Annotated in this window: 27 protein-coding genes and 1 tRNA gene; 16 read left to right on the top strand and 12 right to left on the bottom strand. The window is 52.6% G+C overall.

Features of this window, described 5'->3' with window-relative positions:
* Positions 1 to 33 precede the first annotated feature (33 nt).
* Positions 34 to 1,488: an HNH endonuclease signature motif containing protein gene (locus IMCC3135_RS21475; RefSeq protein ID WP_088919463.1), complete on the bottom strand. Its 1,455-nt coding sequence runs from the start codon at positions 1,486 to 1,488 to the stop codon at positions 34 to 36.
* Between the two features lie 239 nt (positions 1,489 to 1,727).
* Here IMCC3135_RS21475 and IMCC3135_RS21465 point away from each other — a divergent pair, with 239 nt between their 5' ends.
* Complete coding sequence (locus IMCC3135_RS21465; protein WP_169727505.1) at positions 1,728 to 2,291, top strand: hypothetical protein; 564 nt, start codon at positions 1,728 to 1,730, stop codon at positions 2,289 to 2,291.
* A 48-nt stretch (positions 2,292 to 2,339) separates the two neighbouring features.
* On the opposite strand, the gene IMCC3135_RS21460 is transcribed toward IMCC3135_RS21465, so the two are convergent.
* From IMCC3135_RS21460 to IMCC3135_RS21440, 5 genes are all read right to left on the bottom strand, one after another.
* The gene (locus IMCC3135_RS21460; protein ID WP_088919461.1) at positions 2,340 to 3,110 is read right to left on the bottom strand and encodes a transporter substrate-binding domain-containing protein; all 771 of its coding nucleotides are present in this window, start codon (positions 3,108 to 3,110) and stop codon (positions 2,340 to 2,342) included.
* A 65-nt stretch (positions 3,111 to 3,175) separates the two neighbouring features.
* Positions 3,176 to 3,655: an NfeD family protein gene (locus IMCC3135_RS21455; protein ID WP_088919460.1), complete on the bottom strand. Its 480-nt coding sequence runs from the start codon at positions 3,653 to 3,655 to the stop codon at positions 3,176 to 3,178.
* A complete protein-coding gene (locus IMCC3135_RS21450; RefSeq protein WP_088919459.1) occupies positions 3,656 to 4,615 on the bottom strand; it encodes an SPFH domain-containing protein in 960 nt (319 codons plus the stop codon).
* A gap of 151 nt (positions 4,616 to 4,766) precedes the next feature.
* Entirely contained in the window at positions 4,767 to 5,795 is a 1,029-nt protein-coding gene (locus IMCC3135_RS21445) for a tetratricopeptide repeat protein (RefSeq protein ID WP_157736166.1), read from the bottom strand.
* Positions 5,796 to 5,811: 16 nt separating this feature from the next.
* Positions 5,812 to 6,456 carry a HAMP domain-containing protein gene (locus IMCC3135_RS21440; RefSeq protein ID WP_088919457.1) on the bottom strand — a complete coding sequence of 215 codons (645 nt, stop codon included), beginning with the start codon at positions 6,454 to 6,456 and terminating at the stop codon, positions 5,812 to 5,814.
* 138 nt (positions 6,457 to 6,594) lie between these two features.
* Here IMCC3135_RS21440 and IMCC3135_RS21435 point away from each other — a divergent pair, with 138 nt between their 5' ends.
* A complete protein-coding gene (locus IMCC3135_RS21435; RefSeq protein WP_088919456.1) occupies positions 6,595 to 8,058 on the top strand; it encodes a phospholipase D-like domain-containing protein in 1,464 nt (487 codons plus the stop codon).
* 27 nt (positions 8,059 to 8,085) lie between these two features.
* A complete protein-coding gene (locus IMCC3135_RS21430) occupies positions 8,086 to 8,862 on the top strand; it encodes an endonuclease/exonuclease/phosphatase family protein (RefSeq protein WP_088919455.1) in 777 nt (258 codons plus the stop codon).
* Positions 8,863 to 8,911: 49 nt separating this feature from the next.
* Here the strand turns inward: IMCC3135_RS21430 and IMCC3135_RS21425 are convergent, their stop codons facing one another.
* Both IMCC3135_RS21425 and IMCC3135_RS21420 read right to left on the bottom strand, forming a co-directional pair.
* Positions 8,912 to 9,106, bottom strand: a complete 195-nt coding sequence (locus IMCC3135_RS21425; RefSeq protein WP_088919454.1) for a hypothetical protein — start codon at positions 9,104 to 9,106, stop codon at positions 8,912 to 8,914.
* Positions 9,107 to 9,266: 160 nt separating this feature from the next.
* Complete coding sequence (locus IMCC3135_RS21420) at positions 9,267 to 9,932, bottom strand: Bax inhibitor-1/YccA family protein (protein WP_088919453.1); 666 nt, start codon at positions 9,930 to 9,932, stop codon at positions 9,267 to 9,269.
* 316 nt (positions 9,933 to 10,248) lie between these two features.
* On the opposite strand from IMCC3135_RS21420, the gene IMCC3135_RS21415 reads away from it, so the two are divergent.
* Positions 10,249 to 10,336 (top strand) — tRNA-Ser (locus IMCC3135_RS21415).
* A 240-nt stretch (positions 10,337 to 10,576) separates the two neighbouring features.
* A complete protein-coding gene (locus IMCC3135_RS21410) occupies positions 10,577 to 11,701 on the top strand; it encodes a type I restriction enzyme HsdR N-terminal domain-containing protein (RefSeq protein ID WP_205737660.1) in 1,125 nt (374 codons plus the stop codon).
* A gap of 178 nt (positions 11,702 to 11,879) precedes the next feature.
* Here the strand turns inward: IMCC3135_RS21410 and IMCC3135_RS34270 are convergent, their stop codons facing one another.
* Positions 11,880 to 12,023 carry a hypothetical protein gene (locus IMCC3135_RS34270; RefSeq protein ID WP_157736165.1) on the bottom strand — a complete coding sequence of 48 codons (144 nt, stop codon included), beginning with the start codon at positions 12,021 to 12,023 and terminating at the stop codon, positions 11,880 to 11,882.
* 61 nt (positions 12,024 to 12,084) lie between these two features.
* The gene (locus IMCC3135_RS21405) at positions 12,085 to 13,083 is read right to left on the bottom strand and encodes a hypothetical protein (protein ID WP_088919452.1); all 999 of its coding nucleotides are present in this window, start codon (positions 13,081 to 13,083) and stop codon (positions 12,085 to 12,087) included.
* Positions 13,084 to 13,182: 99 nt separating this feature from the next.
* On the opposite strand from IMCC3135_RS21405, the gene IMCC3135_RS21400 reads away from it, so the two are divergent.
* Positions 13,183 to 14,100 carry a LysR substrate-binding domain-containing protein gene (locus IMCC3135_RS21400; protein WP_088919451.1) on the top strand — a complete coding sequence of 306 codons (918 nt, stop codon included), beginning with the start codon at positions 13,183 to 13,185 and terminating at the stop codon, positions 14,098 to 14,100.
* A 91-nt stretch (positions 14,101 to 14,191) separates the two neighbouring features.
* The gene (locus tag IMCC3135_RS21395; protein WP_088919450.1) at positions 14,192 to 14,893 is read left to right on the top strand and encodes an acylneuraminate cytidylyltransferase family protein; all 702 of its coding nucleotides are present in this window, start codon (positions 14,192 to 14,194) and stop codon (positions 14,891 to 14,893) included.
* A gap of 68 nt (positions 14,894 to 14,961) precedes the next feature.
* Here the strand turns inward: IMCC3135_RS21395 and IMCC3135_RS21390 are convergent, their stop codons facing one another.
* The gene (locus tag IMCC3135_RS21390) at positions 14,962 to 15,387 is read right to left on the bottom strand and encodes a putative quinol monooxygenase (RefSeq protein ID WP_088919449.1); all 426 of its coding nucleotides are present in this window, start codon (positions 15,385 to 15,387) and stop codon (positions 14,962 to 14,964) included.
* Positions 15,388 to 15,510: 123 nt separating this feature from the next.
* Complete coding sequence (locus tag IMCC3135_RS21385) at positions 15,511 to 16,251, bottom strand: DeoR/GlpR family DNA-binding transcription regulator (protein WP_088919448.1); 741 nt, start codon at positions 16,249 to 16,251, stop codon at positions 15,511 to 15,513.
* Between the two features lie 191 nt (positions 16,252 to 16,442).
* Here IMCC3135_RS21385 and deoC point away from each other — a divergent pair, with 191 nt between their 5' ends.
* The 9 genes from deoC (at position 16,443) to IMCC3135_RS21340 (ending at position 26,640) form a co-directional block, all read left to right on the top strand.
* Entirely contained in the window at positions 16,443 to 17,462 is a 1,020-nt protein-coding gene (gene deoC, locus IMCC3135_RS21380; protein ID WP_205737659.1) for a deoxyribose-phosphate aldolase, read from the top strand.
* Between the two features lie 6 nt (positions 17,463 to 17,468).
* Positions 17,469 to 19,841, top strand: a complete 2,373-nt coding sequence (locus IMCC3135_RS21375; RefSeq protein ID WP_169727504.1) for an aldehyde dehydrogenase family protein — start codon at positions 17,469 to 17,471, stop codon at positions 19,839 to 19,841.
* A 50-nt stretch (positions 19,842 to 19,891) separates the two neighbouring features.
* On the top strand, positions 19,892 to 20,836 hold the full coding sequence (gene rbsK, locus IMCC3135_RS21370; RefSeq protein WP_088919445.1) for a ribokinase: 945 nt from the start codon (positions 19,892 to 19,894) through the stop codon (positions 20,834 to 20,836).
* A complete protein-coding gene (locus IMCC3135_RS21365) occupies positions 20,836 to 21,711 on the top strand; it encodes a carbohydrate ABC transporter permease (RefSeq protein WP_088919444.1) in 876 nt (291 codons plus the stop codon). Before rbsK ends, IMCC3135_RS21365 begins: the two co-directional genes overlap by 1 nt.
* A complete protein-coding gene (locus IMCC3135_RS21360) occupies positions 21,708 to 22,736 on the top strand; it encodes a carbohydrate ABC transporter permease (RefSeq protein WP_088919443.1) in 1,029 nt (342 codons plus the stop codon). The genes IMCC3135_RS21365 and IMCC3135_RS21360 overlap by 4 nt, the downstream gene beginning before the upstream one ends.
* A gap of 24 nt (positions 22,737 to 22,760) precedes the next feature.
* Positions 22,761 to 24,209, top strand: coding sequence for an extracellular solute-binding protein (locus IMCC3135_RS21355; protein WP_088919442.1), 1,449 nt, complete (start codon positions 22,761 to 22,763; stop codon positions 24,207 to 24,209).
* A gap of 104 nt (positions 24,210 to 24,313) precedes the next feature.
* Positions 24,314 to 25,408 (top strand): ABC transporter ATP-binding protein, encoded by a 1,095-nt coding sequence (locus IMCC3135_RS21350; protein WP_088919441.1) that lies wholly within the window; start codon positions 24,314 to 24,316, stop codon positions 25,406 to 25,408.
* A gap of 279 nt (positions 25,409 to 25,687) precedes the next feature.
* Positions 25,688 to 26,149, top strand: coding sequence for a hypothetical protein (locus IMCC3135_RS21345; protein ID WP_157736164.1), 462 nt, complete (start codon positions 25,688 to 25,690; stop codon positions 26,147 to 26,149).
* Entirely contained in the window at positions 26,083 to 26,640 is a 558-nt protein-coding gene (locus tag IMCC3135_RS21340; protein ID WP_169727503.1) for a hypothetical protein, read from the top strand. The genes IMCC3135_RS21345 and IMCC3135_RS21340 overlap by 67 nt, the downstream gene beginning before the upstream one ends.
* Positions 26,641 to 26,650 lie beyond the last annotated feature (10 nt).

Below are 26,650 nucleotides of genomic sequence, written 5' to 3'. Positions count from 1 at the left end.
TTGTTCTCAAAGCGGTGATGAGCTTTTTCACCATCAGCAAGCCGCTCTCGCATTATCCCTGCAATGCAGGTTGTGCATCGCCATTGCGTAGTCCATGGTATCTCCACAACCAGACCAGAGTTCATTGACAGTTACTGGCAATTTGGATTCGGGTATGGATTCAGCGTCACAGTCGGACTCAGCTTCAACGATCGATGCAATCGTTGAGCCGTCGGGTCGTTTGAACAAGAGTTGCCCGTCAGACAGGCGCACGACTGTGAACTGACCTTCGTGCATCAGGGTGTGATGGTGATGGCATAGCTGGGTCAGGTTTTCCAGTGAAGTCTCGCCGCCATTGGCCCAATGAATAATGTGATGTGCGTCCAGGTGTTTGTGGCAGTCGCAGCCCGGAAAAGTACAAGCACCGTCACGAATAGCCAGCGCTCGCCGGATGCCGGTTGGAATAGCCCGTGTGCTGCGCCCGATGTTCAAGGGTTCTGACCCGTTGGTTACAGCGGTGACAATTTTGCAGCTACAACTGAGTCGTCGAGCAGTCTCGACCGGTAAGGCAACCTGATTTTCGACATGACAATCGGGTTCTCCACTGGGCTTTTCAAACTGCTCCTTGGCCAGAACTGCACTATCGACATGCACGACTACCTGATAGCGATCATCCGTGCATGAGCCAGCTTTGCTGTCTTTGAGAAAGGCTTCTGCCATCAACAGCAAGGCATCGGCCCGGCGTCTTGGCGGCCGCTTGTTCATCTCATGCGATAACACTTCTTCGTCAATTGACGCTCCCGCGGGAGTGTTTTCCAGCGCATGACTTTCACTGCTGTCCGATGGTTCGCTTTCTGCGAGTGTACTGAGCGCCGCCTCCAGTGCCTTGATGACCAGAGCGCCTTGCTCAGCTGTCAGTCGCGCTTGAATCAAAAGACAGCCATGCTCATCCCAGCGTGTATTCAACAAGCGATAATCCTTGTTGTGCATGGCACCCTGGTTTTCCTGATCCCAAGGGTCGACTTCAGTTTCGGAATTCGTCTCTGAATTCGTCAGGGCAGGTTGGTGATAGTCGACCATCAAGGCATCAGCACCGAGGTATTGCTGCCGGTAGAGTCGGACGGTTTTATCCAGCTGACTGGCAGTGCCGTAGCGGGCATATGAGAGTAGGCAGGCTTCGTTATTGACAGTGCCTACGCGAGTGATGGCTCTTGCCTTGGAGTAACTCAACTGGCCCGAGACAAACGCCTGGCAGGTCTGCGGCAGATTTTCCAGCGCATGGGCAACTCGCATTTTTTCACGCGCCGCTACGATCGAAATTCCGCAGCGCCAATTCAACCAGTGTGCACAGGAGCGAAGCCCGTCATGGCCCCAGCCCTGTCGCCGATCGAACTCGGCGAGCAGCATCAATTGCCGGTAAGTTGCCGCGTTCAGATCGCAGCTTAAACGGGTGATTGATGACTCCAGTTCGGAGGTAGAAATCGTAGATAGATCAAGGTTGGTATCCATGCCGAATCCTTAATTAATACAGGTACTTATTATCTCTTGAATGGGGGCTTGAGTCAATGGGGAAGCGCTCCCGCGGGAGTGTTTTGAGGTGTTGATTGCCTGGTTCAGCATGGAATCTTTCTCAACCTGACCGCCCGTTAGTATGAAGACTTCTGGACCATCGTTGATATGCCATTTGTAGGGTTGATCCGTCCAGTGAAGTAGTACAGTTACGTATCAATTATTTCGATATCCTAAGCGTGAACCACAGGGATCTCAACTCACTGAAAAGCAATCTGCAACGTAACCTGGCTATGAAGAGTATATTTCACAGTATTTATGGCTCAGAAATTTTAGAGATGGCTTTTGATGTTCCCACCGACCTGGCAATTAGCCGGCTAAAGGCAAAAGTGAGGCGGTTCGGATTCTTTCATGGCGGCTCACCTAAAATAGTAGGCTTTGTGGGTGTTAATTCCGTGAAACTTGAACGCTCTGCCGCTTTTGTAACGAATTCATTCAGGCCTGTTTTTGTGGGTCATTTTGAAACTGAAATCAATACTACAAAACTGTCCGGAGTTTTTCGGCTCAACCGATTTGTGCAAGTGTTCATGACGTTCTGGCTTGTTTTCGCGCTCGTTATTTTCGGCATCATGGTAGTCGTTGTAGTGCAAGAAACTGGCGAAGCAGGTTTTATGTCCCTGATACAAAGCCTGCTGCTAATCGCTTGTCCTTTTGGTGTGATGAAACTCGGTAAATGGATTGCTGCTAATGACAGAGAATGGCTGAAAAAGACGATCAGCAACGCTATCAATAACGAGACTTAGTGGTTTTCGATCAGGCTTTTCTAAACCGCGTCATTGCAATCCTGATCGTTAACCGATCGTTTCAGGGGATATCACCGGCACTGACAGCTGCCCCACCACTTCATAGCGTTCAATCAGTTCTGCCACGAATCCGGACTCGATGGATCGTTTTACGAAGTCTCGTATATGGGCTGCAGCCAGTGTCTTGCCAGTCGGGCACCCCATGCTTTGTTGGACGGCCATGAAGCTTTCGTCAAACAGGGTAGAGCCAGGCATCAGTGTTTGTTGCTGGAGTAGTTTTGGACGTAGTCCTGCGAGGACTTCCAGGCCCTCGTCGCGAAAGCGTTCGAATGATTCGTCCAGTGAGGCGGCTCGGACCAGTGTTGCCTGTTTGATATGACGGGTGAGCCACAGGTCGTAGGCGCTGCGTTCTTTCACGGCGATGCGATTGCCCGGTTGGTCAATCTGAGCCAGGCTGTTGATGGGGGAGTCGGGTGGTGTGAGATAGGTGGCTTGTATTTCGCAATAGGCAGGGCTGAAGTCGATTACTTTGGCTCGTTCGGCTTCCAGTGCAATATTGGCGATATCCCACTCGCCCTTGCTGGCACCATCTGCAACGTCGCCGGGGCCTTTGTAGGCTATCAGCTTCAACTCCAGTCCCAGCTCGGTGGCCAGTGCTCGGGCCATGGCGGGTGAGACGCCGTCGGGTTGACCGCTGGCATCGGTCTGATTCACCAACAGGAAGTTGCTCATGTTGATGCCAGCTCGCAGGATGCCATGAGGGGCCAGGGATGCGATCAGTTCGGAGCGGGCAGTCGTCTGGTTGGTGTTGTCAGGCATGAGATTTTCAGTCCGTGTTTGTCGGGGGCTGTTTGCACTGTTCTGCGAACTCTATCAACGATTGCTCATGCCTGCTCGGTCGGCTGAACAAAGAAAACACCCACACTCACGGCTGTGACGCACACGCGGGTGCCGGCAGCAATGGACTTGTCTGCCAGTTCCTCAGCTGGCTCCACCCGCCAGTTGATACCAGAATATTTCTGATTGCCAGATTGCTCGTTGTCAATGTCACTAGACAGTATGAAGCTATGCCCGATCAGATCACTGCTGCGATCATGGCCCAGTTCAGCGCCACTTTGCAGGCGCTTCAAGGGTCTCCACAGGATCACTGTAATCAGCGCGGTGCTGATGGCAAAGCAGGCAACTGCGGCAATAAAGGTATTGGGAACGATGGCAAGCCATAACAATGCGCCCGTCAGAATCGCCCCGAGACTGCCGAACAGCAACAGGCCGCTGGTAAAGCCGAAGGCGACGGCTTCGATGGCCAGTAATGCGAAACCGATCGTCAGCCAGAGTGTGGCCTGATTAGTGAACAAGGTGTCCATCTAATGGCCGCCGGACTTGAATGCCTCGCTGGAGTTCATGGCCGCAACCACAGCCATGCTCTCGGCGACAACCTGGCCCGCGTCTGTTTGTTTGCCGTCCATCAGAACAATGGTGGAGGCTTTGGCGATACTTGCCTTGGCAGCGATGGCACGGGTCGCCAGATCCAGCTGTACGGCTTTTTGACCTTCAACGGTTGCTGCTGCCTTGCCGACCGTTTCCAAAGCGCCTGCCTTGGCCTGAGCGACGGTGGTAATAGCTTCGGCTTCACCCTGGGCTTCCAGGATTTGCTGTTCTCTCTGCGCTTCGGCCGCCAGAACGATGGACTGTCGTTGTCCTTCAGCGATATTGATGGCTGACTGTCGCTGCCCCTCAGACTCGAGCACCGTGGCGCGCTTGTCACGCTCAGCCTTCATCTGGCGTTCCATGGCCTCCAGAACGCTTTTGGGGGGGGTGATATCTTTTATTTCATAGCGAAGGCAGGTAGTTCCCCAAGCCTCGCCGGCTTCATTGATTGCCTGAACAATCGCCGAGTTGAGCAGATCTCTTTCTTCGAATGTGCGGTCCAGCGTGATCTTGCCGATTTCCGAACGCATGGTGGTTTGAGCCAGCTGCGTGACGCCGAATACATAGTTGTCGATGCCGTAGCTGGATTTTTCAGGGTCTATTACTTTCAAGTACAGAACGCCGTCGACGGTCAGCGTGATGTTGTCTTTGGTAATGGCGGATTGCGAGGGTACGTCCAGCGCCAGTTCCTTCAGCGATACCTTGTAGGCGACACGATCGATGATGGGTAGTATGAACTTCAGACCAGCGGTCAGTGTGGTTCTGAACTTGCCGAAACGTTCAACAACATAGGCCGTGTTCTGAGGGACAAATTTGACAGAAGAGTTGAGAAAGATCAGCGTAACGATCGCTATCCCGATCCAGAATGCAGAGCCAGAGCTCAGAAGAGTTTCCATACCAGTGGTGTCCTTGAAGTTGCAAGAGCGGGGCTTTATTCTAACTAATGTGATGCCAAAGCACCGCTCTTTCAATACTGCTCGGGTATTCTTCAGGACAATTCAAGGTGCTTGCCCCGTGAACTCAGGGGCAGCACCCGTAATGGATCAATCAGGCTGTACCCATGCTATCAAGTGCGCTATTGGCCCGATCAAACCACAAGCGTGAGACGAGATTGTCCTTGGCCATGGTGATACCCAGGGTATCGATGCCGGTGTGCCGATAACGCAGATCCAGAAAAATCTCGCGAGCAACCGAATCGTTACCTATCTGCTGCTGGGCAATCGCCTCGCTGTACAGAGCGGTATCGTAGTAAGTTGAATCGGGATATTCCTTGCGTAGTTGCTGCATGGTACGCAAGGCACCGGAGTAGTCTTTTTCATCCATCAGCTGGATATAGCCTTGTAGATACAAAGCATCATCTGCCAGATAACCATCGGGAAACAAAGTATGGACAACATCGAGCTGCATGCTGGCACCTTCCAGATCGCCCTCGTCACGCATATCCAGTGCTGAGAGGTAGAGATCGAAGTCGTCACCGTCGCCGTAGATTTCTGACTCGGTGATAACCGGCAGTTTGATGGTTGCCTTGGCTTTGTTGATGGTGACCGGCTCGCCTTCGATATAGTCGCTATAGGATTGTGCGGCTGCCGAGTAGTTTCCCGAGTTCTCCAGATCCTTGGCTTCGTAGTAGTTCTGTTCGTTGATATTGACGGATTCGGCCACCTGCTGAATGGTCTCGTAGTCAACGACGAAATTGGCAAACTTGCGACCGTCGGTGATGGGTTGGAAAGTGATACCCACGGTGATGGCTTCGGCAGGGTTGAGCACGATATCTTCAAAAAGATCGGTGGAAAATTCCTCTGCATTGTCTCCAGAGATCGTTATTGACGTCAGGGGATAGATATCAGCACCACGATTGGCAATCTGTATATTCTGCGTGGCACTGGTGCCAACATCATTGGTACCGAAATAGAAATCAGGTGTAGATATATACAGGTAGGTGCCGTTGACACCTGGCTCCTTGGTGGCTGTGCTGCCACTGTCACTGCCGCCGCTGCAGGCTTGCAATGCCAACGCAATCAGCGTCGCTGCCACCAGAGGGCGTAGTGCAAAGTGGTAACACGGTGAGGGATTCATGATTTCAAGCCGCATGTCAGGCCGCCTTTTGATTTACCGATGAAGAGTCGTCGTTCGCACTGCTGCTGGGCCGATCTATCTGAAAGTAATCCAGTGCATTGCGACATTCTGACAGCGCCTGGTTGATATCCTCGGCATTGCCAGCATTGGCTTCCAGCTCGCCGACCTGGTTGATGCCGGCTCGAGCGGCACGAATCTGTTCGCGTACGCTGCGCATGGCGTCGGTCAGTTCTCCTGCGATTTCACCGAATTCGTTCTTGTCCGACTCACGCAGACGCACATCCAGGTTTCCGTCACCAATTTCACGCAGGCTGCGCTTGATTGCAAGAATGGGATGTCCCAGACGGCGGGTGATGAAGATACCCAGCATGATGGTAATGCCCGCATTGACTAGTAACATGGCAATCAGCCAATTACCCAGGACATCAGACAGTGTCGGTAATGCTTCATTGGCCAGCGCCATGTCTTCGGAAACAAATAGCAGCGGTGCCATACCATCGAGCAAGCGCCCCAACATCTGGTGATAGAAAACGCCAACCAGTGCCGTGGTGATAGCCAGGTAAATGAATGTAAGCATGATCACGCGTCGAATTTCACGTGCCTGAAAGGTTTTATCACGCACAATAGCGAGAAAGAAATTGGAGTCTGACGAGCGAGCCATAGCGGACACCGAAACGTGATTGATATATGGCAGTGTCGGCGTATCTGTTACTAACTTGACTGGAGGAGCTCAAGCAATCTGCAAACCACTGCCTATACTTGTGGCCCAGTTCACAGCCCCCTTCGGGGACACCTTGCAATGAATGGCGATCCGCTAGATTACGTTGACCCGGGCACGGCCTTTTCGCTGGCAGGTCTGCTGTACCTGCTTCTGGCGCTGGCCGCCGGAGTGCATGTCGTTCTGAACAAGCAAAACGAGGGCGCAGCTTTCAGCTGGCTGGGGATCATCGTGCTGGCACCTCTCGTTGGAGCCATTCTGTACTGGTTGTTTGGCATCAATCGCATTCGACGCCGAGCCCAGGCTGAACTGCCCGATTACACGGTGTCGGTGAATGCTGAGGTGCAAGGCAATACCGTGGACTTGAATACGGTGCCGGATCACTGGCTGCCACTCATGCGCCTGGGTGGGGGCATTCACCACACGAACTACATGGCGGGCAACAGTGTCGAGCCTCTGATCAATGGCGATGCCGCCTATCCGGTCATGATCGATGCCATTAATCAGGCTTGCCAGTGCGTGGTGTTATCCAGTTATATCTTCGAATATGACGACGTCGGTAGTCAGTTTGTCGATGCTCTGGTCGCAGCGCACGAGCGGGGGGTGGAGGTGCGCGTTCTGATCGATGGTCTGGGCGTGGGGTATGGCTTCAGCCTGGTGCGGGCCGATCGGGTGCTGAGACGACGGGGTGTGAAGACAGCGCGGTTTCTGTCTACCTGGTCGACGGCTGGCACACGCTTCATCAATTTGCGTAATCACCGCAAGATACTGTCCGTGGATGGCCAGGTGGCCTTTGTCGGCGGCATGAATATTCGGGCAGGCAATCTGGTTAGCTCGGCGATGGAGGAGGTAGGTAGAAAGAGCAAACACCTGACTCAGGATGTGCATTTCAAGGTGCAGGGGCCTGTGATCAATCAGATCAATGCGGTGTTCGCGGCTGATTGGCAGTTTGCCGCTCGTGAGTCATTGAGCCTGCCGCACTGGCATGGAGAGGCTGCGGGTTCGGTCAGCATACGAGCCTTGCTTGATGGGCCGGACGATAACTACCAGAAGCTGCAATTGACCATATTGGGAGCGATACAGGCTGCCAAAACGCGAATTTGCGTCGTCTCTCCGTACTTTCTACCGGACAGAACCGTACTGAGTGCCTTGCAGATTGCCGTGTTGCGGGGTGTGCGCGTTGATATCTGCGTGCCGGCACGCAACAATCTGCTGTTTGTTGGCTGGGCGATGCTGGCCAATCGGCGCAAATTATTGCGTGATGGTATACACCTGCACGAGTCCGATGCACCATTCGATCATAGTAAGTTGTTTCTGGTCGATGATTATTGGAGCATGATTGGTTCCAGTAACTGGGATGCACGAAGTCTGGAACTGAATTTCGAAATCAACCTCGAATGCTATGACAAGCAAATGAACGCAGAAATGAGCACCATTTTCGAGCGCAAGCTTGCGAGTGCCAGTGAAGTCTCAGATTGCGCGGACCGATATCTTCTGTTGCGATTGCGAAACAATTTCTTTCGGTTATTTTCGCCTTATTTGTAAGGCGATGGAAAAGACAGCAATGTACCCATGATCCGTCGCCACCTGTTACCACATTGCTATACCGCAGATGATGAGCTGCAACAGCTGGGCACCGCCGTGCAGCCAGTGCTGGGTCCCTTCATTCGATGCCTGGTCTGGAATATTCTGAAAGCCAAGCGTCCCAGTTGGTCGGTAGACTTTCAGGCGCTGATCGCTGATCGTGATCTGGCGCTGTTGCAGGAGGCCGTGTTCAATGCACCCTCTGATGCCTTGTTTACGGAGAATGAGAGGCTGGGCTGGATCATGGCCAGAAGCTTCCGGCATCCGCGTACTCACGTCGAGCATGGAGTCAAGACAGGCTGCGTGGTAACGCCGCTGGAGCAGCACTTCTATCTGTCACCGCACAGTGAGCCTGTCTCGCAGACACAGAAGTTGTTGCTGACGACGCTCTACCCGCTGGAAGGGGAGGATGAATGTCTGTTGGTGCTGAACATGCACGCGATCAATTTTGTCAGCGTGCACAAATATGTCGAGCAGCTTGACCAGCTGAGAGTCGCATTGCAGCCGCATAGCGGCCCCGTCATTCTGGCCGGTGACTTCAACACCTGGAACCCATCGCGTCTGAGTCTATTTCAGGAGGTGGCTGCCAATGCCGGGTTAACCGAGGCGGTGATGCAGCGTCAGAGTCGTCTGGCGCACCTCAACCAGCATCTGGATCATGTGTTTTATCGAGGTCTGGAACTGCACAGCGTCGAGTCTCTGAAAAACTATAACTCGTCAGATCATGCCCCTATCACAGCGACATTCGAACGGATACCGCGGTAGGGGTCACATCAGGGCTCATTTCTCGTTGGACGAGCCCTTTGGCAGGCTGTTAGCCTCTGACGACCACGATCAGAAAGGTTACGAACAGGACCACAGCTGCCAGCAGCATTGATACATTCAGCCATTCTTTGGAGCTGCCCTTGGGGCCGTTTTGCAACCAGTTTTTGGCGACCGGAACCATGCGCCAGATCATGAAGCCCATGACCAGTGCCACAGGAATCTGATACCACAAATTGTTGTCCATGCCGAAAGTCTTTCCAGAAAGGTTGTTAAGGGTTCGTCCAGCAATACGAAACCGGGCTGCCAATGATGGCAGCCCGGTAAGTGCATCAGCAGATCAATGCCTGAGTCTGTAGGAAGTACCCCGACAGCAAGCCGGGGTGGCTTCATCTACCAACCAGGGATCAATCGTCGCTCATGATTCCCAGCAGGTGCAGCAGGCTGGTGAACAGGTTGAAGATGTTCAGAAACATGGAGACCGTGGCGCGAATGTAGTTGGTTTCACCACCATTGACGATACGACTGGTGTCAAACAGGATAAATCCACTCATCAGCAGTACGATCGCACCTGATACGGCAATGGACAGTGCCGGGATCTGCGCGAACATGTTGATGATAGCGGCACCGAAGACAACGATCATGCCGACAAACAGCATGCCGCCCATGAAGTCGAAGCTCTTCTTGGTAGTCAGCACGTAGGCACTCAGCGCCAGGAAGATCACACCGGTGCCACCCATGGCTGTTGCGATGACGGCTTGGCCATTGGGCAGGCCGGCGTAAGCGTTGAGCATTGGGCCCAGGCCAAAGCCGAGCATGCCGGTGCCGAGAAATACGATGCCGACGCCTGCGGCGGAGTTCTCAAACTTGGGCAGTACGAACATGAGAACGCCGATTGCGCCGAAGGTGGCAATCAGTGAGGTGAAGTATGGTGGATTGATCGCCATGGACACGGCGGCCATGATGCCACTGAACACCAGTGTGGCTGCCAGCAGGGCATAGGTATTACGCAGTACGCGGTTGGTGGAGAGAGCACTCTCCGCCGACTGAGTAATCGTATTGGTTTTCAGCATGACTCTAAATAGCTCCTTAAAGTAACCGGACAGTTATCTGTCACGTAAAAGATGTTGTGTAACTATAACCTTGTACGGCATTCTGCGTGAAAGCGGATCGCTCGTATTTTTCGCTGATTATATTCGGAAAAAATGGAGGTTAATCAGCGGCTTCAAGTGACTTAACTTGGGGGTTGTGGGCCATCTTGTCAAGATACCTCATCCTGTCTGATTCAACTGTTTTCGACCGTTCCTGCAAGAAAATGACATTTTTTTTGCTCGGATTTCATTCAAACGCACACAAAGCGTTCAGAACCTAGTAAACTTCGCGCTTCGCGGAGAGGTGGCAGAGTGGTCGAATGCGGCGGTCTTGAAAACCGTTGACTGTTAAAGGTCCGGGGGTTCGAATCCCTCCCTCTCCGCCACTATTCTGACTGAAGCGTTGATCTGGAACCGTTTCAATTTCAGAAGCTGAACAAGCCATCCCCTAAAAGCATTTCTACTGCTGAGGGCTTTGGCTGCGCCAGTATTCTGTTTCTGGCCATGCACAAGCCCAACCAAGTAAGCTCAATCAACGACTCCAAGCGCTGCAATCCTGTTCTGTGAGTCGCATGACCTGTGCTTGGCGATAATTACACGAAAGACGTTCCTAGGAGGGATGGTAAGTGGATATTGCTGACAAGCTGAGAGAGCTGGCCGAGACGGCTAAGGCGTCACGCGAGAGGCTGGGAACCGAAGAAGCGACCAAAAATGCTTTGGTCATGCCCTTCATAATGAACATCCTCGAATACAACGTTTTCGATCCAAAAGTCGTCATTCCAGAGTTCGTTGCTGATGTGGGCAACCGGAAGGGTGAGAAAGTTGATTACGCAATACTGAACAGTGAACAAGAGGTGATCTTTTTGGTTGAATGTAAGCGGATTGGAGACAATCTCTCGTTGAAGCATGCCCAGCAGCTGATTAGGTATTTCCATACAAGTAGCGCGAGAATCGGCGTCCTGACGAACGGAGTAAATTATGAATTTTATTCTGATCTAGATAAGCCGAATATCATGGACGATAAGCCTTTTCTAGAATTCGACATTACGAAGTTAAGATCTCACGTTATCCCAGAGATTAAGAAAATGTGTCGAGGTAAATTTGACTTGGACACTGTACTTAGTTCGGCAAATGAGTTGAAATATACCAATTTAATTATCAAATCTCTAAAGGCTCAGTTTGAGAAGCCTGATGATGATGTTGTCAAGCTAATTGCGGGAAGGGTACAAGACGGTGCATATACCCAGAAAGTGCGTGAGCAGTTTACACCTTTGGTTTTTAAGGCGATGCAACGCTTTCTGACCAACGTCGTCGATGAGCGGATAGCTAGCGCTTTGAGCAGTTCAAGTAGTCGCTCCGATTCTATAGAAACCGATATCGAAGTGGCGCATGCCAATCCGCCAGATAACGATGATGGAATTGTAACGACTCAGGATGAAATAGACGGATATAACGTTGTAAAGGCAATAGCCAGGCAAAAGGTTGCGGTAGAGCGAGTTGTGATGCGTGATACCAAAAGCTACTGTGGCATTCTCCTTGATGACAACAACAGAAAGCCAATATGCAGACTTCGGTTCAATAATGAAAGTAAAATGGTTCTTGGCTTGTTTGACCAAGACAAGGCTGAAACGAGACATTCGATAGATTCTGTGGATGATATCTACAAGTTCTCAGGGCGGATATTAGCTACGCTTCGATCGTATGCAAGCTCGCCAGATTTCTCTGATACTGAGACAGTGGAGCCGAACTAAAATTTCGATGAAAGAGTATTCCGGCGAGTTTCCTCGCCGGCTCATACTTTACACAATGTCATTGTCTGAGAGATATTGACGAAGTACCTTGGCAGTGTGCTGATAGCCTTGATCTGAATGAAGCAGCAATCGTTGTGCTGGCTGACGTGATTCTATCGCCACGCGTAGAGCCCCACCGCTAACTGTGAGTCAGTCGTACGTGAATAAGCCCAGCCCACCCCTGGAGGTTGCACATATCCATCACGATGGCCAGATAGGTCCAGCCAGTGGCTGTGTAGATATAGCTAATGCCGCCAGCCCATCGGGTGTTCGGCTCATTCACAGTAAGCTCGCACTTCAGTAGGTCGGGGCTTATGGAATGTCTGAATAGCCATTGCTGACGGTTAGTCACCAAAGTGCTTGATTACCTCATCTTCCCTGTCCTGTAGTGCATTGATGGCTATATCCAGCTCGGCGCGGGCGCGTTGCAGTTGTTTGATAGTGGCGTCAGTGTCGCCGTAATGTGGCGTGTTGATACAGGCTTGTAAATGCTGAGCGCTACGGTAGGCCATCTGGCGTGCATACTCGGCGTCAACAGTCTCAGCCGGGTCCACGGTTCTCAGTTGTTTGAATGCGGTGAAGTCGCTGATTGTCGGGTCTGCGAAGCTGTAGCCGTTGACGAAAGTGATGCGCTCCCCCGGCGACTGCAAGCCGCGCGCTTGGTGGACTACGTAGTTACCCTGCATCAATATGGCATATCCGGCGCCAGGTATCGGTGGGGCGATGATGCGCTCGGGCGCAATTGTTTGGCCTGCGGCGTGCAGCTCTTTCATCTCGTCGCGGGTGCCGCGGAAATACTGAAACTCACCGCCATCAACGACATTGGGGTCGGTGACAAACATCACGTAGTCCACTTGCAAGGTGTCGTAGTGCCATTTGTCGATATTCTCGCCCACAGTCAGCGGCTGGTAGTTAAGGTGTGCCAGCTGGTGGCCCATGGCGTGGGGCAGAAGAGGCGATTGCAGCAGTGTGCCCAGGTGCTCGGTGATCTCCGGCGACAGGCTTAAATCGCGGATGAAGCGTGAACGATAAACACCCCCGCGGGTGTTGCGCGAGATGCGTACATTCGATGTTGTGTGTGCTTCCAGTTGCTTGCAGACGTGATACATGGCCGCCACACCTTCGTCGCTGAGTATGCGAAAGCAATCGGTCGCCGCCACGGCCGAATCGGTGGCCTCGCTCAGTTGGTTTGGCTTGTAACCAAGCTCGTCCAGTGAATAGATGCGTTCGGGCTGGCCCAGGGCCAGATGCACCGCTGGGTCGAATACCGGGTCATCGGCTATCGGTGCGAAGCCGGGGAGAGACTCAGGGAAACGGCGCAGTGTGAGGTCGTGGGCGGGCATGAGAGTTTCCTTGTTTTTTGAGATCCAACTGTCGCGGCATTAATGGTGCAGGTCAATGCAGATATACTGACTCAGACTTAGAAAAACTGATGCCAGAATATGAGGCTACCTCCACTCAACGCATTGAAATCCTTCGAGGCCAGCGCCCGTTGCGGCAGCTTTGTACTCGCCGCTGAAGAGCTGGGCGTGACGGCTGCAGCTGTGAGTATGCAGGTGCGCAAGTTAGAGCTGTTCTTTGGCAAGACACTGTTCACCCGCGGGCATAACCACATCGCGTTAACTGATGCCGGTATGACGATTTACCGAGACAGTGCCAGCGCCTTGAATCAGCTATCGACGCTGACGTCAAAGTTGTTGGGTGATCGCGATCGTCGACCGTTGTGTGTGAGTGTCTTGCCGGCTCTGGCGGAGCGTTGGCTGGCCTCACGAGTGGCCGACTGGGACGCTCCGCTGCGCATCCGTGTCGAGGACGATCCAGTCGAACTGATACGCGACGGCGTTGATATACGGGTTACTTACGGAGATCATTTCTACCCCGGTCACCACGCCACCGTACTGATGCACGAATCCATCGTGCCTGTGATTTCGACAAAAATTGCCTTAGATAATCTATCGCTAAAGTCATTGCCTGAAGAGCTGTTTATCCATGTTGACTGGGGTGAGCGTTACATGGATCACCTGGGATGGAACGATTGGTTTCGGGAGGCGGGTATTGCACGGGATATCTCGCCCGCTCGCGGCAAGCGCGTCGCCAACACCAGCCTGGCGATGGCCCTGGCAGAGCAAGGCGTTGGGGTGGCCCTGACGCAGGGCGGCTTCGCACAAGACGCCGAGTATGAAGGGCGGTTGCGTATCGCTCACTCGACTGCCTTGCCGTTGCTGCGGCCGTATTGTGCGATAAGTCGTGATGCACCTGCAGCGCAGGGTGAGCTTTTACGGTTAATAGACTTGCTGCTTCAAAAACCTCGAAGGGTTCGATCGTGCAGTTTCTCCCGTTCTGGTAGGCGTCTTGCTTGACTGTGTGGACTAAGCCGGAACGCCGTTCATCGCAGGCGAGAGCAAGTGTTATCCGGAAACGGGAGAATTCAGCAATGATCCAGGCAGCGACATGATAGGAACTCGGAAGGTGCTGGCGGTGATTCCGGCACGCGGCAATAGCAAGGGACTGCCGGGCAAGAATGTCATACCACTGGCAGGCAAGCCTTTGATCGCCTGGAGTATTGATGCGGCCCTTGACTCCGACTGTGTAGATCGTGTCGTGGTGTCGACCGACAGTCAGGAAATTGCCGATATTGCAAAGCGCTGGGGGGCAGATGTACCCTTTCTACGACCGGCGGCATTGGCTATGGATGACACGCCCGGAATGGCACCGCTGCTGCATGCCTGTCAGATGGTGCCGGGCTATGATCTTGTCGTCTTGCTGCAGCCTACCAGTCCACTGCGTACGGCAGCTGACGTGGACAAGGCCATTGAGCAGATGATCAGACAGAAAGCGGATTTTTGTATCGGTGTTACACGGGCCAAGCATCATCCCAACTGGCTGTTTTGTCTGTCGGAGGAGGGTCATCTGGAGCGTTATGAAGAGGCCCTGATGCAAACGGATCGCCAGTCACTCAGTCCTGTATTCGCCCCCAATGGTGCCATCTATATTGCGAATATTGCGGCGATGGAGGAGCACAAGAGCATGAATGGCCCGCGAACCGTTGCCTATGAAATGAGTGCCGAGCGTTCGGCAGACATTGATACGGCCATGGATCTGAAAATCTGCGAAGTGCTGATGTCTAACCCCGGTCTTGCGACGGCTGCCTGAGTGCGGTGTGAAAAATCATTTCATCGATTACCATCGTCTCGCCGTTGTTAAGTGGCAGTTTGCGCAGTTCAGCGTTGGCGATAGAAGCCCGATTCAACAGCGGCGAAGCTGAAGTTGACCGCAGAGAAGTGGTTTTGCCAATAGGTTCGCGTGGCCTCATCCCAGTCAGCATAGATCACCAGATCGATACGGCCTTCCAGAATGCCGTCGGCTAGTTTCTCGATATGCGCAGCGACATGCTTGCTGCCAAGGTGCGCCTCCAGTGCATCGGCGTTCTCAAATACTTCCAGCCATTTGAAAACTGTCTCGGTATCACTTTTACTGAACTGGGTCAGTGCATGTAGCAGCATACCTGGCTCTTCGTCGCGAACCTGATCATCAATGATCTGCGCGAGTTCAAGGTAGCGGGCAACGTTGTCATTGGGTACATGTTCAAAGGCTTCCAGAGCCATGATCTTGCTGGTGCTGGGCGAGTGGTTTTCTTGCGTGCTCATGTTCAAAGTCCTCCAGGGACTGAAAGTGTGTGGTGTCGCGTTGGTGGTCAATCGGAGATTGTTTGATGCGGTTTGTAAAAATGTTTGATATGCAACATTTGTGAAAATGGATGTTCAAACGGTTTAATCAGCTGCCTCACTCGCAAACTCAAAGGATCCCTGTTCCGTCAGGATCAAATCAAAATCTTCTATGCTGGCGTAGCGCGCAGGCGATACCTTGCCAATTTTGCTGCTATCGGCAACCAGAATGCGGCGAGTGGTGCTGTTCATGGCGGCTTGTTTTACGGCTACTTCATTGAAATGTGTGCAGGTGGCACCGTGTAGAGGATGGATGCCTGCCGCCGAGAAGAAGCCGGTGCTGATGCCCAGGCGCTGGAACATGGCTTCAGCCCCCAGGCCGTGGAAGGATGAGGTTGGCGAATGGTACTGCCCACCCATCAGGATCAGGTTCACATTGGATTTGCGAACCGCTCTGTCTGCAATGTTCAAAGCATGGCAGACGATGGATATCTCAAGATCATGGGGTAAAAGATCCATCAGGTGCACCAGAGTTGTTCCGCAGTCCACGAAGATGATGTCTTCAGTAATAGCGAACGGCAGGCATTGCTGACAGGCCTGTCGTTTCTCCTGATCGTGAATATCGGTCTCGATGCCCAGATCGTAAGAGGCGCGGTGAGAGAGCTTGTTTGCCGGGACGATATGTCCACCCAGGTGGCCGAACTTGTCCGGATTGTCCCGGATGTCTCGTCTGATGGTCATCTCCGAGACGTCCAGCACTTCGGCTGCATCGCGGATGTGCATGCTGGACTGTTCGGAAATCAGATCGAGCAGTTGGGAGAGGCGTTTTTGCTTGCGAGAGGCCACAGTTTGGTTTTCCGAATGCGGGGGAAATTGATTGAAGTCGTGCTCGCCGAGAGACGGCCTGTTGTTTATCGGTTTGCGTGTGAATGTAAAAAATATAACATTTAATGTTTACATTTTGACATAATTGCGCCAATCTTGTTCCACTTACTACGAGGTGATGTTCCCATGATGCCATTAAGGCTTTGTTTGCCATGAGCACTGCTCTCAGGAAGCCAGACGTGGCAGCTGCGATGTCTTCGCCTGGTATCGACAGCTCCGGACATGGCATGCGCAACCCGGGTATGTCATTGGATATGGGGTGGGTCGAGAGTGTACGCGTGAATCGCTCCGCTGCTGATCGACGTATCCAATCCCTCGCGGGCAGACGTACAGTCAAGAAGGAGGCACAGGCAGCCTGGTTGCTCAAAGCCGTGACTTGCATGGACCTGACGACGCTCAATGGCGACGATACGGAAGGGCGAGTACGGCGTTTGTGTGCCAAGGCCATGAACCCTGTCAAGCCGTCACTGCTGGCAGCAATGGGTATGGAGGAACGGCGCATAACGACCGCAGCGGTCTGTGTTTATCATCGTTTTGTCGGTACGGCTGTGGATGCACTGCAGGGTAGTGGAATACCGGTTGCGGCAGTATCCACAGGTTTTCCTGCAGGTCTGACCCCGCATCATCTGAAACTCCAGGAAATTGAAGAATCGGTGGCTGCTGGTGCTCGTGAAATCGATATTGTCATCACACGAGAATACGTACTGACCGGCAACTGGCAAGCCTTGTATGAGGAAATGAAGGATTACCGAGCTGCTTGTGGCGATGCACATGTCAAAGCCATTCTGGCAACCGGTGATCTGAAAACACTCAACAATATAGCTCGAGCCAGCCTGGTGTGCATGATGGCAGGTGCAGACTTCATCAAGACATCCACCGGTAAGGAGTCAGTGAATGCAACATTGCCCATCACCATGGTTATGTTGCGCATGATTCGCCAATACCAGGCGCTGACCGGCATTCGGGTGGGTCATAAGCCAGCTGGCGGCGTATCCAAGGCCAAGGACTCCTTGTCCTATCTGGCACTGGTTAAAGAAGAGCTGGGCGATGCCTGGCTGGCGCCTGAACTGTTTCGCTTTGGTGCCTCAAGTTTGCTGGGTGATATCGAGCGTCAGCTTGAACATCATGTCGAAGGTGCTTACAGCGCCAATCACCGCCACCCCATTGGATAATTCCTCGTGAACGTTGCGCATTATTTTGACACTATGTCCTACGGCTCTGCTCCAGAAAGCGATAGTGAGGCCCGCCAATGGTTGGCAGCTCATCAAGATGGCTTTGGTCATTTTATCAATGGTCGCTTTACCGCACCTTCTGAAGTTTCCTTTACTACTCTGGAACCGGCGACGGGTGAGGTGCTGGCGACATTGTCAGAAGCACGCCAAGACGACGTTGATGCTGCGGTCAAGGCGGCTCGGGCCGCTCAACCTGCATGGGCTGCTCTGCCGGGGCATTCTCGGGCCAAGGTTCTGTATGCCCTGGCAAGAATCATTCAGCGGCATGCACGTCTGATTGCCGTTGTAGAGGCACTGGATAGTGGCAAGCCGGTTCGTGAAACCCGTGATATTGATATCCCGCTGGCAATTCGACATTTCTATCATCACGCTGGTTGGGCGCAATTGCAATCCAGTGAATTTCCCGATCACTCACCTATAGGGGTTGTCGGTCAGATTATCCCCTGGAATTTTCCATTCCTCATGATGGCCTGGAAAATTGCACCCGCGTTGGCCTTGGGTAATACCGTGGTGCTGAAGCCTGCAGAATATACGCCTTTGAGTGCGCTGCTGTTTGCAGAGTTGACAGCCAAGGCTGGTCTGCCTGAGGGGGTGCTTAATATTGTTACCGGCAACGGGGCCGCAGGTGCGTTATTGGCTGTGCACGAACAAGTGGACAAGGTAGCTTTTACCGGATCAACCGCCGTTGGAAAGTGGATTCGTCAGGCCACTGCAGGTAGTGGTAAATCGCTTACATTGGAGCTAGGAGGCAAATCTCCCTTTATTGTTTTTGAAGATGCCGATCTGGATGCAGCTGTTGAAGGCGTGGTGGATGCGATCTGGTTCAATCAAGGGCAGGTTTGCTGTGCTGGTTCCAGAATACTGGTTCAGGAAGGTATTGCTGAAGACTTCCACAGTCGCTTGCGAGAGCGCATGTCACGTTTGCGTGTCGGTCAGCCTCTGGACAAGTGCATCGATATGGGCTCGTTGGTAGCGCCGGTGCAATTTGATCGAGTGCAGGCGATGGTGCAGCAGGCAGTGGCTGCGGGAGCCTCACTCTATCAGCCCGAGATTGAAATGCCTTCGGGTGGCAGTTTCTATCCTCCAACTCTGCTCAGCGATGCGGATCCCAGCTCGGCGATAATGTGCGAGGAGGTATTCGGTCCTGTTGTGGTCTCCATGAGCTTTCGTACTTTCGACGAAGCCATCGCTGTAGCAAATCACACCCGCTATGGACTGTCCGCCAGTATCTGGAGTGAGTCCATCAATCAATCGCTGGAAGTGGCCGCTGCGGTGCAAGCAGGCATTGTCTGGATCAATACCACGAATGTCATGGACGCAGGCGTTGGTTTTGGAGGCAAAAAAGAGAGTGGATTTGGCAGGGAAGGAGGGCGTGAAGGTTGTTTTGATTACCTGAAGCCGGATGCCTGGATGAAAGCACCGATGCGTAAGGATGCTGAAGCCTTGCCCATTGAGACCAGCCGTACCGCTGAGGTGCTGGACCGAACGGCCAAGCTCTATATTGGTGGTCGGCAAGTGCGGCCAGATGGCAACTATTCACGGGCCGTGGTCTCGCCTCGTGGCGTTAGCCTGGGGGATGTCGGTGAGGGGAACAGGAAGGATATTCGTAACGCGGTAGAGGCAGCACGCAAAGCAACAAGCTGGGCGCGAACAACGACTCACAACCGTGCTCAGATACTGTACTTCCTTGCAGAGAATCTTTCGATACGCGAAGCTGAATTTGCCTCACGCATTCGACAGATGACCGGGGTCACGATGAAGCAGGCGACAGCGGAGGTTGAAGCCTCTGTATCGCGCTTGTTTACCTATGGTGCATGGGCAGACAAATACGAAGGTGCGGTGCACCAGCCCCCTATCAAGGGTATGGCGCTGGCAGTGCCTGAAGCCCAGGGTGTGGTCGGCTTGATCTGTCCACCAGAATCACCCTTACTGGCCATGATCAGTCTATTGGCTCCGCAGTTGGCCAGTGGCAATTGCAGTGTGATAGTGCCCAGTGAGAGCTCGCCTTTATCGGCGACTGATTTCTATCAGATACTTGAAACATCGGATGTTCCGGCAGGGGTGGTCAATATTGTTACCGGAAACGCCATGGAGCTGGCGGACACGCTGAGCAAGCATAACGATGTGGATGCCTTGTGGGCATTTGCAGGGCCAGCTATCACACACTGTGTCGAAGAAAATTCTACCGGCAATCTGAAGCGGATCTGGAGTGGATTTGATCGGCAGATCGATTGGTTGGATCCGATAGTTGGCGAAGGGCGTGAGTATCTGAACCGAGCAACAGACATCAAGAATATCTGGGTGCCATACGGTGAATAGGATTAATGCAATTGTGGTCCCTTCAACAGATGCCAGTAAGAGGAAAGGCAATGAGTGAGCAGGCAGGAGTATCAGTACTGGGGATATTTGTTGCGGATACCGCCTATCAGGCATCAAGAATGCCGGGCATTGGCGAAACGCTGACCGGTAGCGGCTTTTCAGTCGGACCCGGCGGCAAAGGTTCGAATCAGGCCGTGGCAGCAGCCCGTGCCGGTGCCAGAACCTCGTTTATCACCAAATTGGGTGATGATACCTTCGGAAAAATGGCTCTGGATACCTATCGCCAGGTGGGTGTTGTTCCAGAGCTTGAAGTCATGTCTGACTGTCCGACGGGTGCCGCCTTTATCTTTGTTAACGATAGCAACGGTGAAAACGCCATCATTGTGTATCCAGGTTCTGGTGGTACCTTGTCTGCCCAGAATGTAGAGGCCAGGCGCTCGGTGATTGAGTCATCGAAGGTGTTTGTTACGCAACTCGAGCAACCTGTGGAAGCTGCGATGCAGGGGCTGAAGATTGCACGTGATGCCGGTGTAATCACCATATTTAATCCAGCACCTGCTGAGTCCTTTCCCGAAGAGATGTTGTCATTGTGTGATTTCATCATTCCCAATGAAACAGAAGCGCGCGATATCGTCGGTTTTCCCGTTACCACGGTGGAGCAGGCCAGGGCGGCTGCGACACAGTTGCGAGAACGCGGAGCGGGTGTTGCAGTTATTACCCTGGGGGAGAAGGGTGTTTATGTATTGTCGGATGAGGTGGATGCGCATGTGCCTGCCATGTCCAGTGACACGGTGATAGACACCAGTGGCGCAGGGGATGCTTTTGTGGGTGGCTTCTCGGCAGCGCTGGCAGCGGGTGAAGAGATTGTCTCTGCGGTGCGTTTCGGGTGTGCTACGGCAGGAATTTCGGTGACTCGACGAGGCACTGCACCTTCGATGCCTGACAAGCAGGAGATAGAAAAATTGCTTGCAGATACGTTCGGCTCTGAAAGCTGATGACACGCGAAGATCCGGTCAAGCACTTTTTTCTGTGGCCTGCAGTACTGATTGTGCTGGTCATGGCGATCTTCCCGTTGATCTATTCGCTGGCCAACAGTTTCATGAGCCTGCGTTTGATTCCACCCAGGCCTGCACGCTTTATTGGCCTCGAAAATTATGCAGATTTGATGGTAGACGAGCGGTTCTGGCAAGTTGTCAGTACCACTAGTTTGATCGCCTTCATCTCGGTTGCTCTGCAATTTATCATCGGATTCAGTATTGCTCTGTCATTGGTAAAGCGTGTCCCGGGAGCCGATTTTTTCCGAGTCAGTTTTCTGTTGCCAATGCTGGTTGCTCCGGTTGCGGTGGCCTTGGTTGCACGTCAGATTCTGAATCCGACCATGGGCCCGTTGAATCAGTTAACCAGCTTCTTCGGCTTTTCCAATCTGCCTTTTCTAACCGATACCAAGTGGGCACTGGGTTCTCTGATTACTGTGGAGATCTGGCAATGGACGCCATTGGTTATTCTGCTGTTGTTAGCAGGTTTGCAGAGTCTGCCGGAGGATGTCTATGAGGCGGCAGAATTGGAAAATGCATCTGCCTGGCAGCAGTTCTGGAGTATCACGTTTCCGATGATGCTACCCATGTCCGCGGCGGTCATTTTCATTCGTATCGTGGAAAGCTTCAAGATCATTGACACCGTATTTGTCATGACAGGCGGCGGTCCGGGTATTTCCACCGAAACCTTGTCGTTGTACGCCTACCAGGAAGGATTCAAGAAATTCAATCTGGGGTATACCTCGGCGCTGTCATTCATGTTCCTGGCCGTGGTCCTGGTAATCAGTCTTGTGTACCTGGCTATTCTCAAGCCGTATCTGGAGAAGTACAAATGAGCGTACGGGATCTGCAGGGCGGCAAACGATATTGGGTGTTGTTTGCCTGCCTGGTCTGGTTGATATTTACACTGTTCCCCTTGTATTGGGTCGCTATCACCTCCTTGAAGTCGCCAGTGGATGTCGTCGGTGGTCCGACCTATCTGCCTTTTGTTGATTTTCAGCCGACGTTGAAAGCCTGGAAGGATTTGTTCAGTGGCTCACGAGGCGCATTTTTTTCCACTTTCTGGGCGTCTACCATTGTGGGTTTATCGGCCTCTCTGATTGCCACTCTGGTGGGTAGCATGGCGGCCTATGCTCTGGTTAGGTTCCCGTTCAAGGTGCGCCTGGCCAGTGGCATCAGTTTCTTTATTGTGGCAATGGGAGGGTATCTTCTGGGTAGTGAAGTATTTGGTGTCAATCCGGCCATGGCATCCATTATTGCCTTCTGTGTCGCACTTGCGCTATCCATTTTTCTTAATCGCTTTGCGCTTCCTGGACCGGTGTTAGGCAATGATGACATCATTTTCTGGTTTGTCAGTCAGCGTCTGTTTCCTCCTATTGTTGTGGCCTTCGCATTGTTCCTGCTGTACACCGAAATGGGCAAGATGGGTTTCAAGATGACCGATACCTATTTTGGTTTGACGCTGGCTTATGTGGCATTTTCTCTGCCTATCGTAGTGTGGTTGATGCGTGACTTCATTGCCATTTTGCCGGTAGATGTGGAAGAGGCCGCATTGGTTGAGAATGTACCCAGCTGGCGGATCTTCTTCGGCATTGTGCTGCCGATGGCTCGACCGGGCCTGATAGCCACCTTCGTGATCACGCTGGCTTTCGTCTGGAATGAATTTCTATTTGCCCTTTTTCTCACCAATTCAAAGTGGCAAACCCTGCCCATTCTTGTCGCAGGACAAAACAGCCAGCGTGGCGATGAGTGGTGGGCCATATCGGCAGCAGCTTTGGTGGCAATCGTACCGATGGTCATCATTGCCGGTCTGCTTGGGCGTTTGATGCGCTCCGGGTTGACGATCGGTGCAGTTAAATAATAAAAATACCCTAAGGAGAGAATCATGAGAAAAATAGTGAAAACCACATCATTGGCCATTGTTGCAGCCCTGGCAGCGCCGGCTGTCTGGGCTGAATGTTCGCCAGACTATACCGGCGTGGAAATTACGGCGACCACTCAGACTGGTCCATACATCGCATCCGCTTTGCAAAATGCAGCCAAAGGCTGGGAAGCCAAAACCTGTGGGACGGTCAAGGTTGTTGAATTCCCCTTGTCAGAGCTGTATCCGAAGATTGTCACAACACTGGCCTCTGGTGACGATGCTTTTGACGTCATCGCATTTGCACCTGCCTGGGCGCCGGACTTCACACCTTATCTGTCGGAGATGCCTGCAAGCTATCAAGAGGGAGAGGACTGGGAGGATATCGCCCCTGTTTATCGCGAATCATTGATGGTCTGGAACGGTAAGGTTCTGTCGCAGACGATGGATGGTGATGTGCACACATACTCCTACCGCATTGATCTTTTTGAAGACGAGGCTAACCAGGCAGGTTTCAAGGAAAAGTATGGCTATGATCTGGCGATTCCTGCGACATGGAAAGAATATCTGGATATCGCAGAATATTTCCAGACCAATATCGATGGTGTCTGGGGTACTGCTGAAGCGTTCCGCCGTGGTGGTCAGCAATTCTGGTTTCTCTTCAGTCATGCTGCGGCCTACACCAGCCATCCAGATTTTCCAGGCTCGATGTTCTTTGATCCTGACACCATGGATGCACAAGTCAATAATCCGGGTTGGGTAAAGGGTTTGGAAGAATACATTCGTGCCTCCCAGCTGGCGCCGCCTAGTGCTCTGAATTTCTCTTTTGGAGAGGTTAATGCTGCCTTTGCAGGTGGCCAGGTTGCGCAGTCTATTGGTTGGGGCGATACCGGCGTTATCGGTGCTGACCCTGAGCAGTCAAAGGTTGCTGGTAGTGTTGGGTCCGCGGTCTTGCCAAGTGCAAGAGAGGTCTACAATTACAAGACGGGTGAATGGGATGAGTATGATGATGTTCTGAACACGCCATTCATGGCTTTTGGTGGCTGGCAGGCAGCGGTGCCGCAAACGTCCAAAAAGCAGGATGCGGCTTGGGATTTTATCTCCTACCTGTCCAGCCCCGAGGTGTCGGGTGAAGCAACGGTAACCGCTGGTACGGGTGTTAATCCGTATCGTATTTCTCATACCACTAATACGGAGCGTTGGAGCAGTATCTTCTCTGAGCGTGAAGCACGAGAATACCTGGGTGCACAGCAAGCGTCGGTAACTGCCGACAATGTGGCCCTTGATATGCGTCTGCCTGCGTACTTTTCCTACACGGAAATACTGGAAATCGAATTGTCCAAAGCATTGGCAGGTGATGTGACACCTCAGGAAGCACTCGATACTGTTGCCGCTGGCTGGAATGAGCTGACAGACGATTTGGGAAGAGATGAGCAGCTAGCTGCCTACCGTGCCTCAATGGGTCTTGACTGAGTTCGATCTGATCTGATTGTGCTATTGCATGCCCTTGGGGACACTATCTCCAAGGGTGTGCCTGGAATCGAAAACGCCGAATTCGGCTAAACGAATGTGTAGAAATGGCCACTATAAATATTGAGAGCGTTACCAAATCGTTTGGTGAAGTGGAAGTTATTCCGCCGCTGGACCTGCAGGTGGCCGATGGCGAGTTTGTCGTACTGGTAGGTCCTTCGGGGTGTGGCAAGACAACAACATTGCGAATGATCGCCGGTTTGGAGACGGCGACGACCGGCACTGTCAGTATCGGTTCTCGTGATGTCACACAGCTGCGCCCTGGGTTGCGTAATTGCGCCATGGTGTTTCAATCCTATGCGCTGTTTCCTCATATGACGGTGGGTGAAAATATCACCTATGGAATGCGGGTACGAGGCGAAGGCAAGGAACGGGCAGAGGAGGCGATGAAAGAGGCATCGCGCATACTCAACCTTGACGATTATCTGGATCGCAAGCCGGCGGAGCTCTCGGGTGGGCAACGTCAACGTGTGGCAATTGGCCGAGCCCTGGTACGCGACCCTGATGTCTTTTTGTTTGACGAGCCATTGTCGAACCTGGATGCCAAGCTGCGTATCGAGATGCGTACCGAAATCAAGCAATTGCATCGACGGCTGAAAAGTACCATCGTCTACGTCACTCATGACCAGATTGAGGCCATGACGATGGCTGATCGTGTCATTGTCATGCAAGGTGGGGTGATTGAACAGGCAGCAGATCCCATTACCTTGTATGAGCGACCTCGCAATGCGTTTGTAGCTTCATTCATCGGTGCGCCGAGCATGAATATGCTGGCTGGCAAGATCTTGATACAAGATGAGAGGCCGGTCTTTATAGGGAAGAATGGAATTGAATTTCCAGCACCTGCTTATCTTGCCAGTATGGCAGGCAAAGAAATGGTACTGGGCATCCGACCTGAGCATACCGGTGAGGATTCGTCTCTGGGGCCATCTATCGAAGTAGGGGTCGTCGAAATGGAGCCGCTTGGGCCGCATACCCTGCTGATAGGCCAGGTAGGGGATGAGAAGTTTACGGCGCAGGTGCATGCCAGCAACAAGGCTCAACCTGATGACAGGGTGACTGTTTACCTCGATGCATCCAAGATGCATTTTTTCAGGGCATCCGATGGTGTTGCTTTGCGCGAGGCGGGTCTCGATAGTTGAATCGTGATTTGTCAGGCGTGAAATTGATAGAGCCTGACTGATCCTTGTCCAGTTGGATGGGCAGTTGAAAAATTAAATGTTATGTTATTACATATCATGTAGACTGTGGCGCGATTGCACAGATCGGACGATTGCGTCTGACTGACCATATACAAAAAGCGTTGATGGTGGGATTTCGCTGTGCAATTGCCCTGATGAATGCACCTCTTTAGAGGGCAATCTGCTGGATAACGGTGGATTTTTGCATCTATTAAAAAGATACGTTATAACATAACATAAATGAAAATTGTAATGTTGGTCTCGCAGAACCACAAACACACAACCTCGCGCTACGGGAAGTTTGTCGGCGCAGCCGGCGCCGCAGCCTTGTTTCTCAGTGCCTGCAGCGACGGATCATCATCCAACGAGGAAGACGAGCCAGTCAGTATCGACTCCGCTGGTCGTCTGGCTTTGTATGACAGTGATGATTCAGCCGTCGTGGTGTACGACCTTGACTCCGAGTTTGCGCTGCAACGATTTGCCATGGCCGGCGGCGAGGCCAGTCTGTACGCCAGCCCGGACAAGCGCTACGCGGTGCTCATTCAACGCAATGACAATAGGGTCTCGTTGTGGATAGCGGTCTGTACACCGAGAATCACGTCGACCATTTGCACGACTATGCCGTGGACCCGGCCATGCTCGATTTCACGCTGTCTGGTTTCAGTCCAACCCACTACAGTACTCATGAAGAACACGGTGTGATCTTCTTTGACGCGGAGGAAGGGGTGCCCTCGACAGTGACCATTCTGAGCGATGCGGATATAGCTGCAGGGAGTGTGACGGGTGAGTTGTCACTGACCAACAATATGCACGGAGCAGCCAAACTCATAGACGACAAGTTGTTCGTCACCTATCGGGACCCATCCATAACTGATACGACCTTGCCCGCAGCGGTCGAGCGCTATGCCTATGAAGGTGGCACTTTCACGCTCGAGCATCGCTACGAAGAGCCATGCCCCCTGCTGCACGGACATGCCGCTAATGATGAGTTCATTGCGTTCGGTTGTGGTGACGGCATGTTGTTCATCGATCTGAAGCAAGAAGACTTTCCTGCCAGCAAGTTGCTAAACCCCGAGTCGATGGTAGCGGAAGCCAGAATCGGAACGGTGATTGCGCATGAAGAGGTCGATGAGCTCGTTGGTATCGTGGGCGATCAGGTCTTCGTGGGGCATCACCTGGCTGGGACTGGCTGAATCGCACGAA

This window comes from Granulosicoccus antarcticus IMCC3135, from assembly GCF_002215215.1.
Classification (GTDB): Bacteria; Pseudomonadota; Gammaproteobacteria; order Granulosicoccales; family Granulosicoccaceae; genus Granulosicoccus; species Granulosicoccus antarcticus.
The sequence above is the reverse complement of the archived record's forward strand: the minus strand, read 5'-3'. Positions and strand labels throughout refer to the sequence as shown.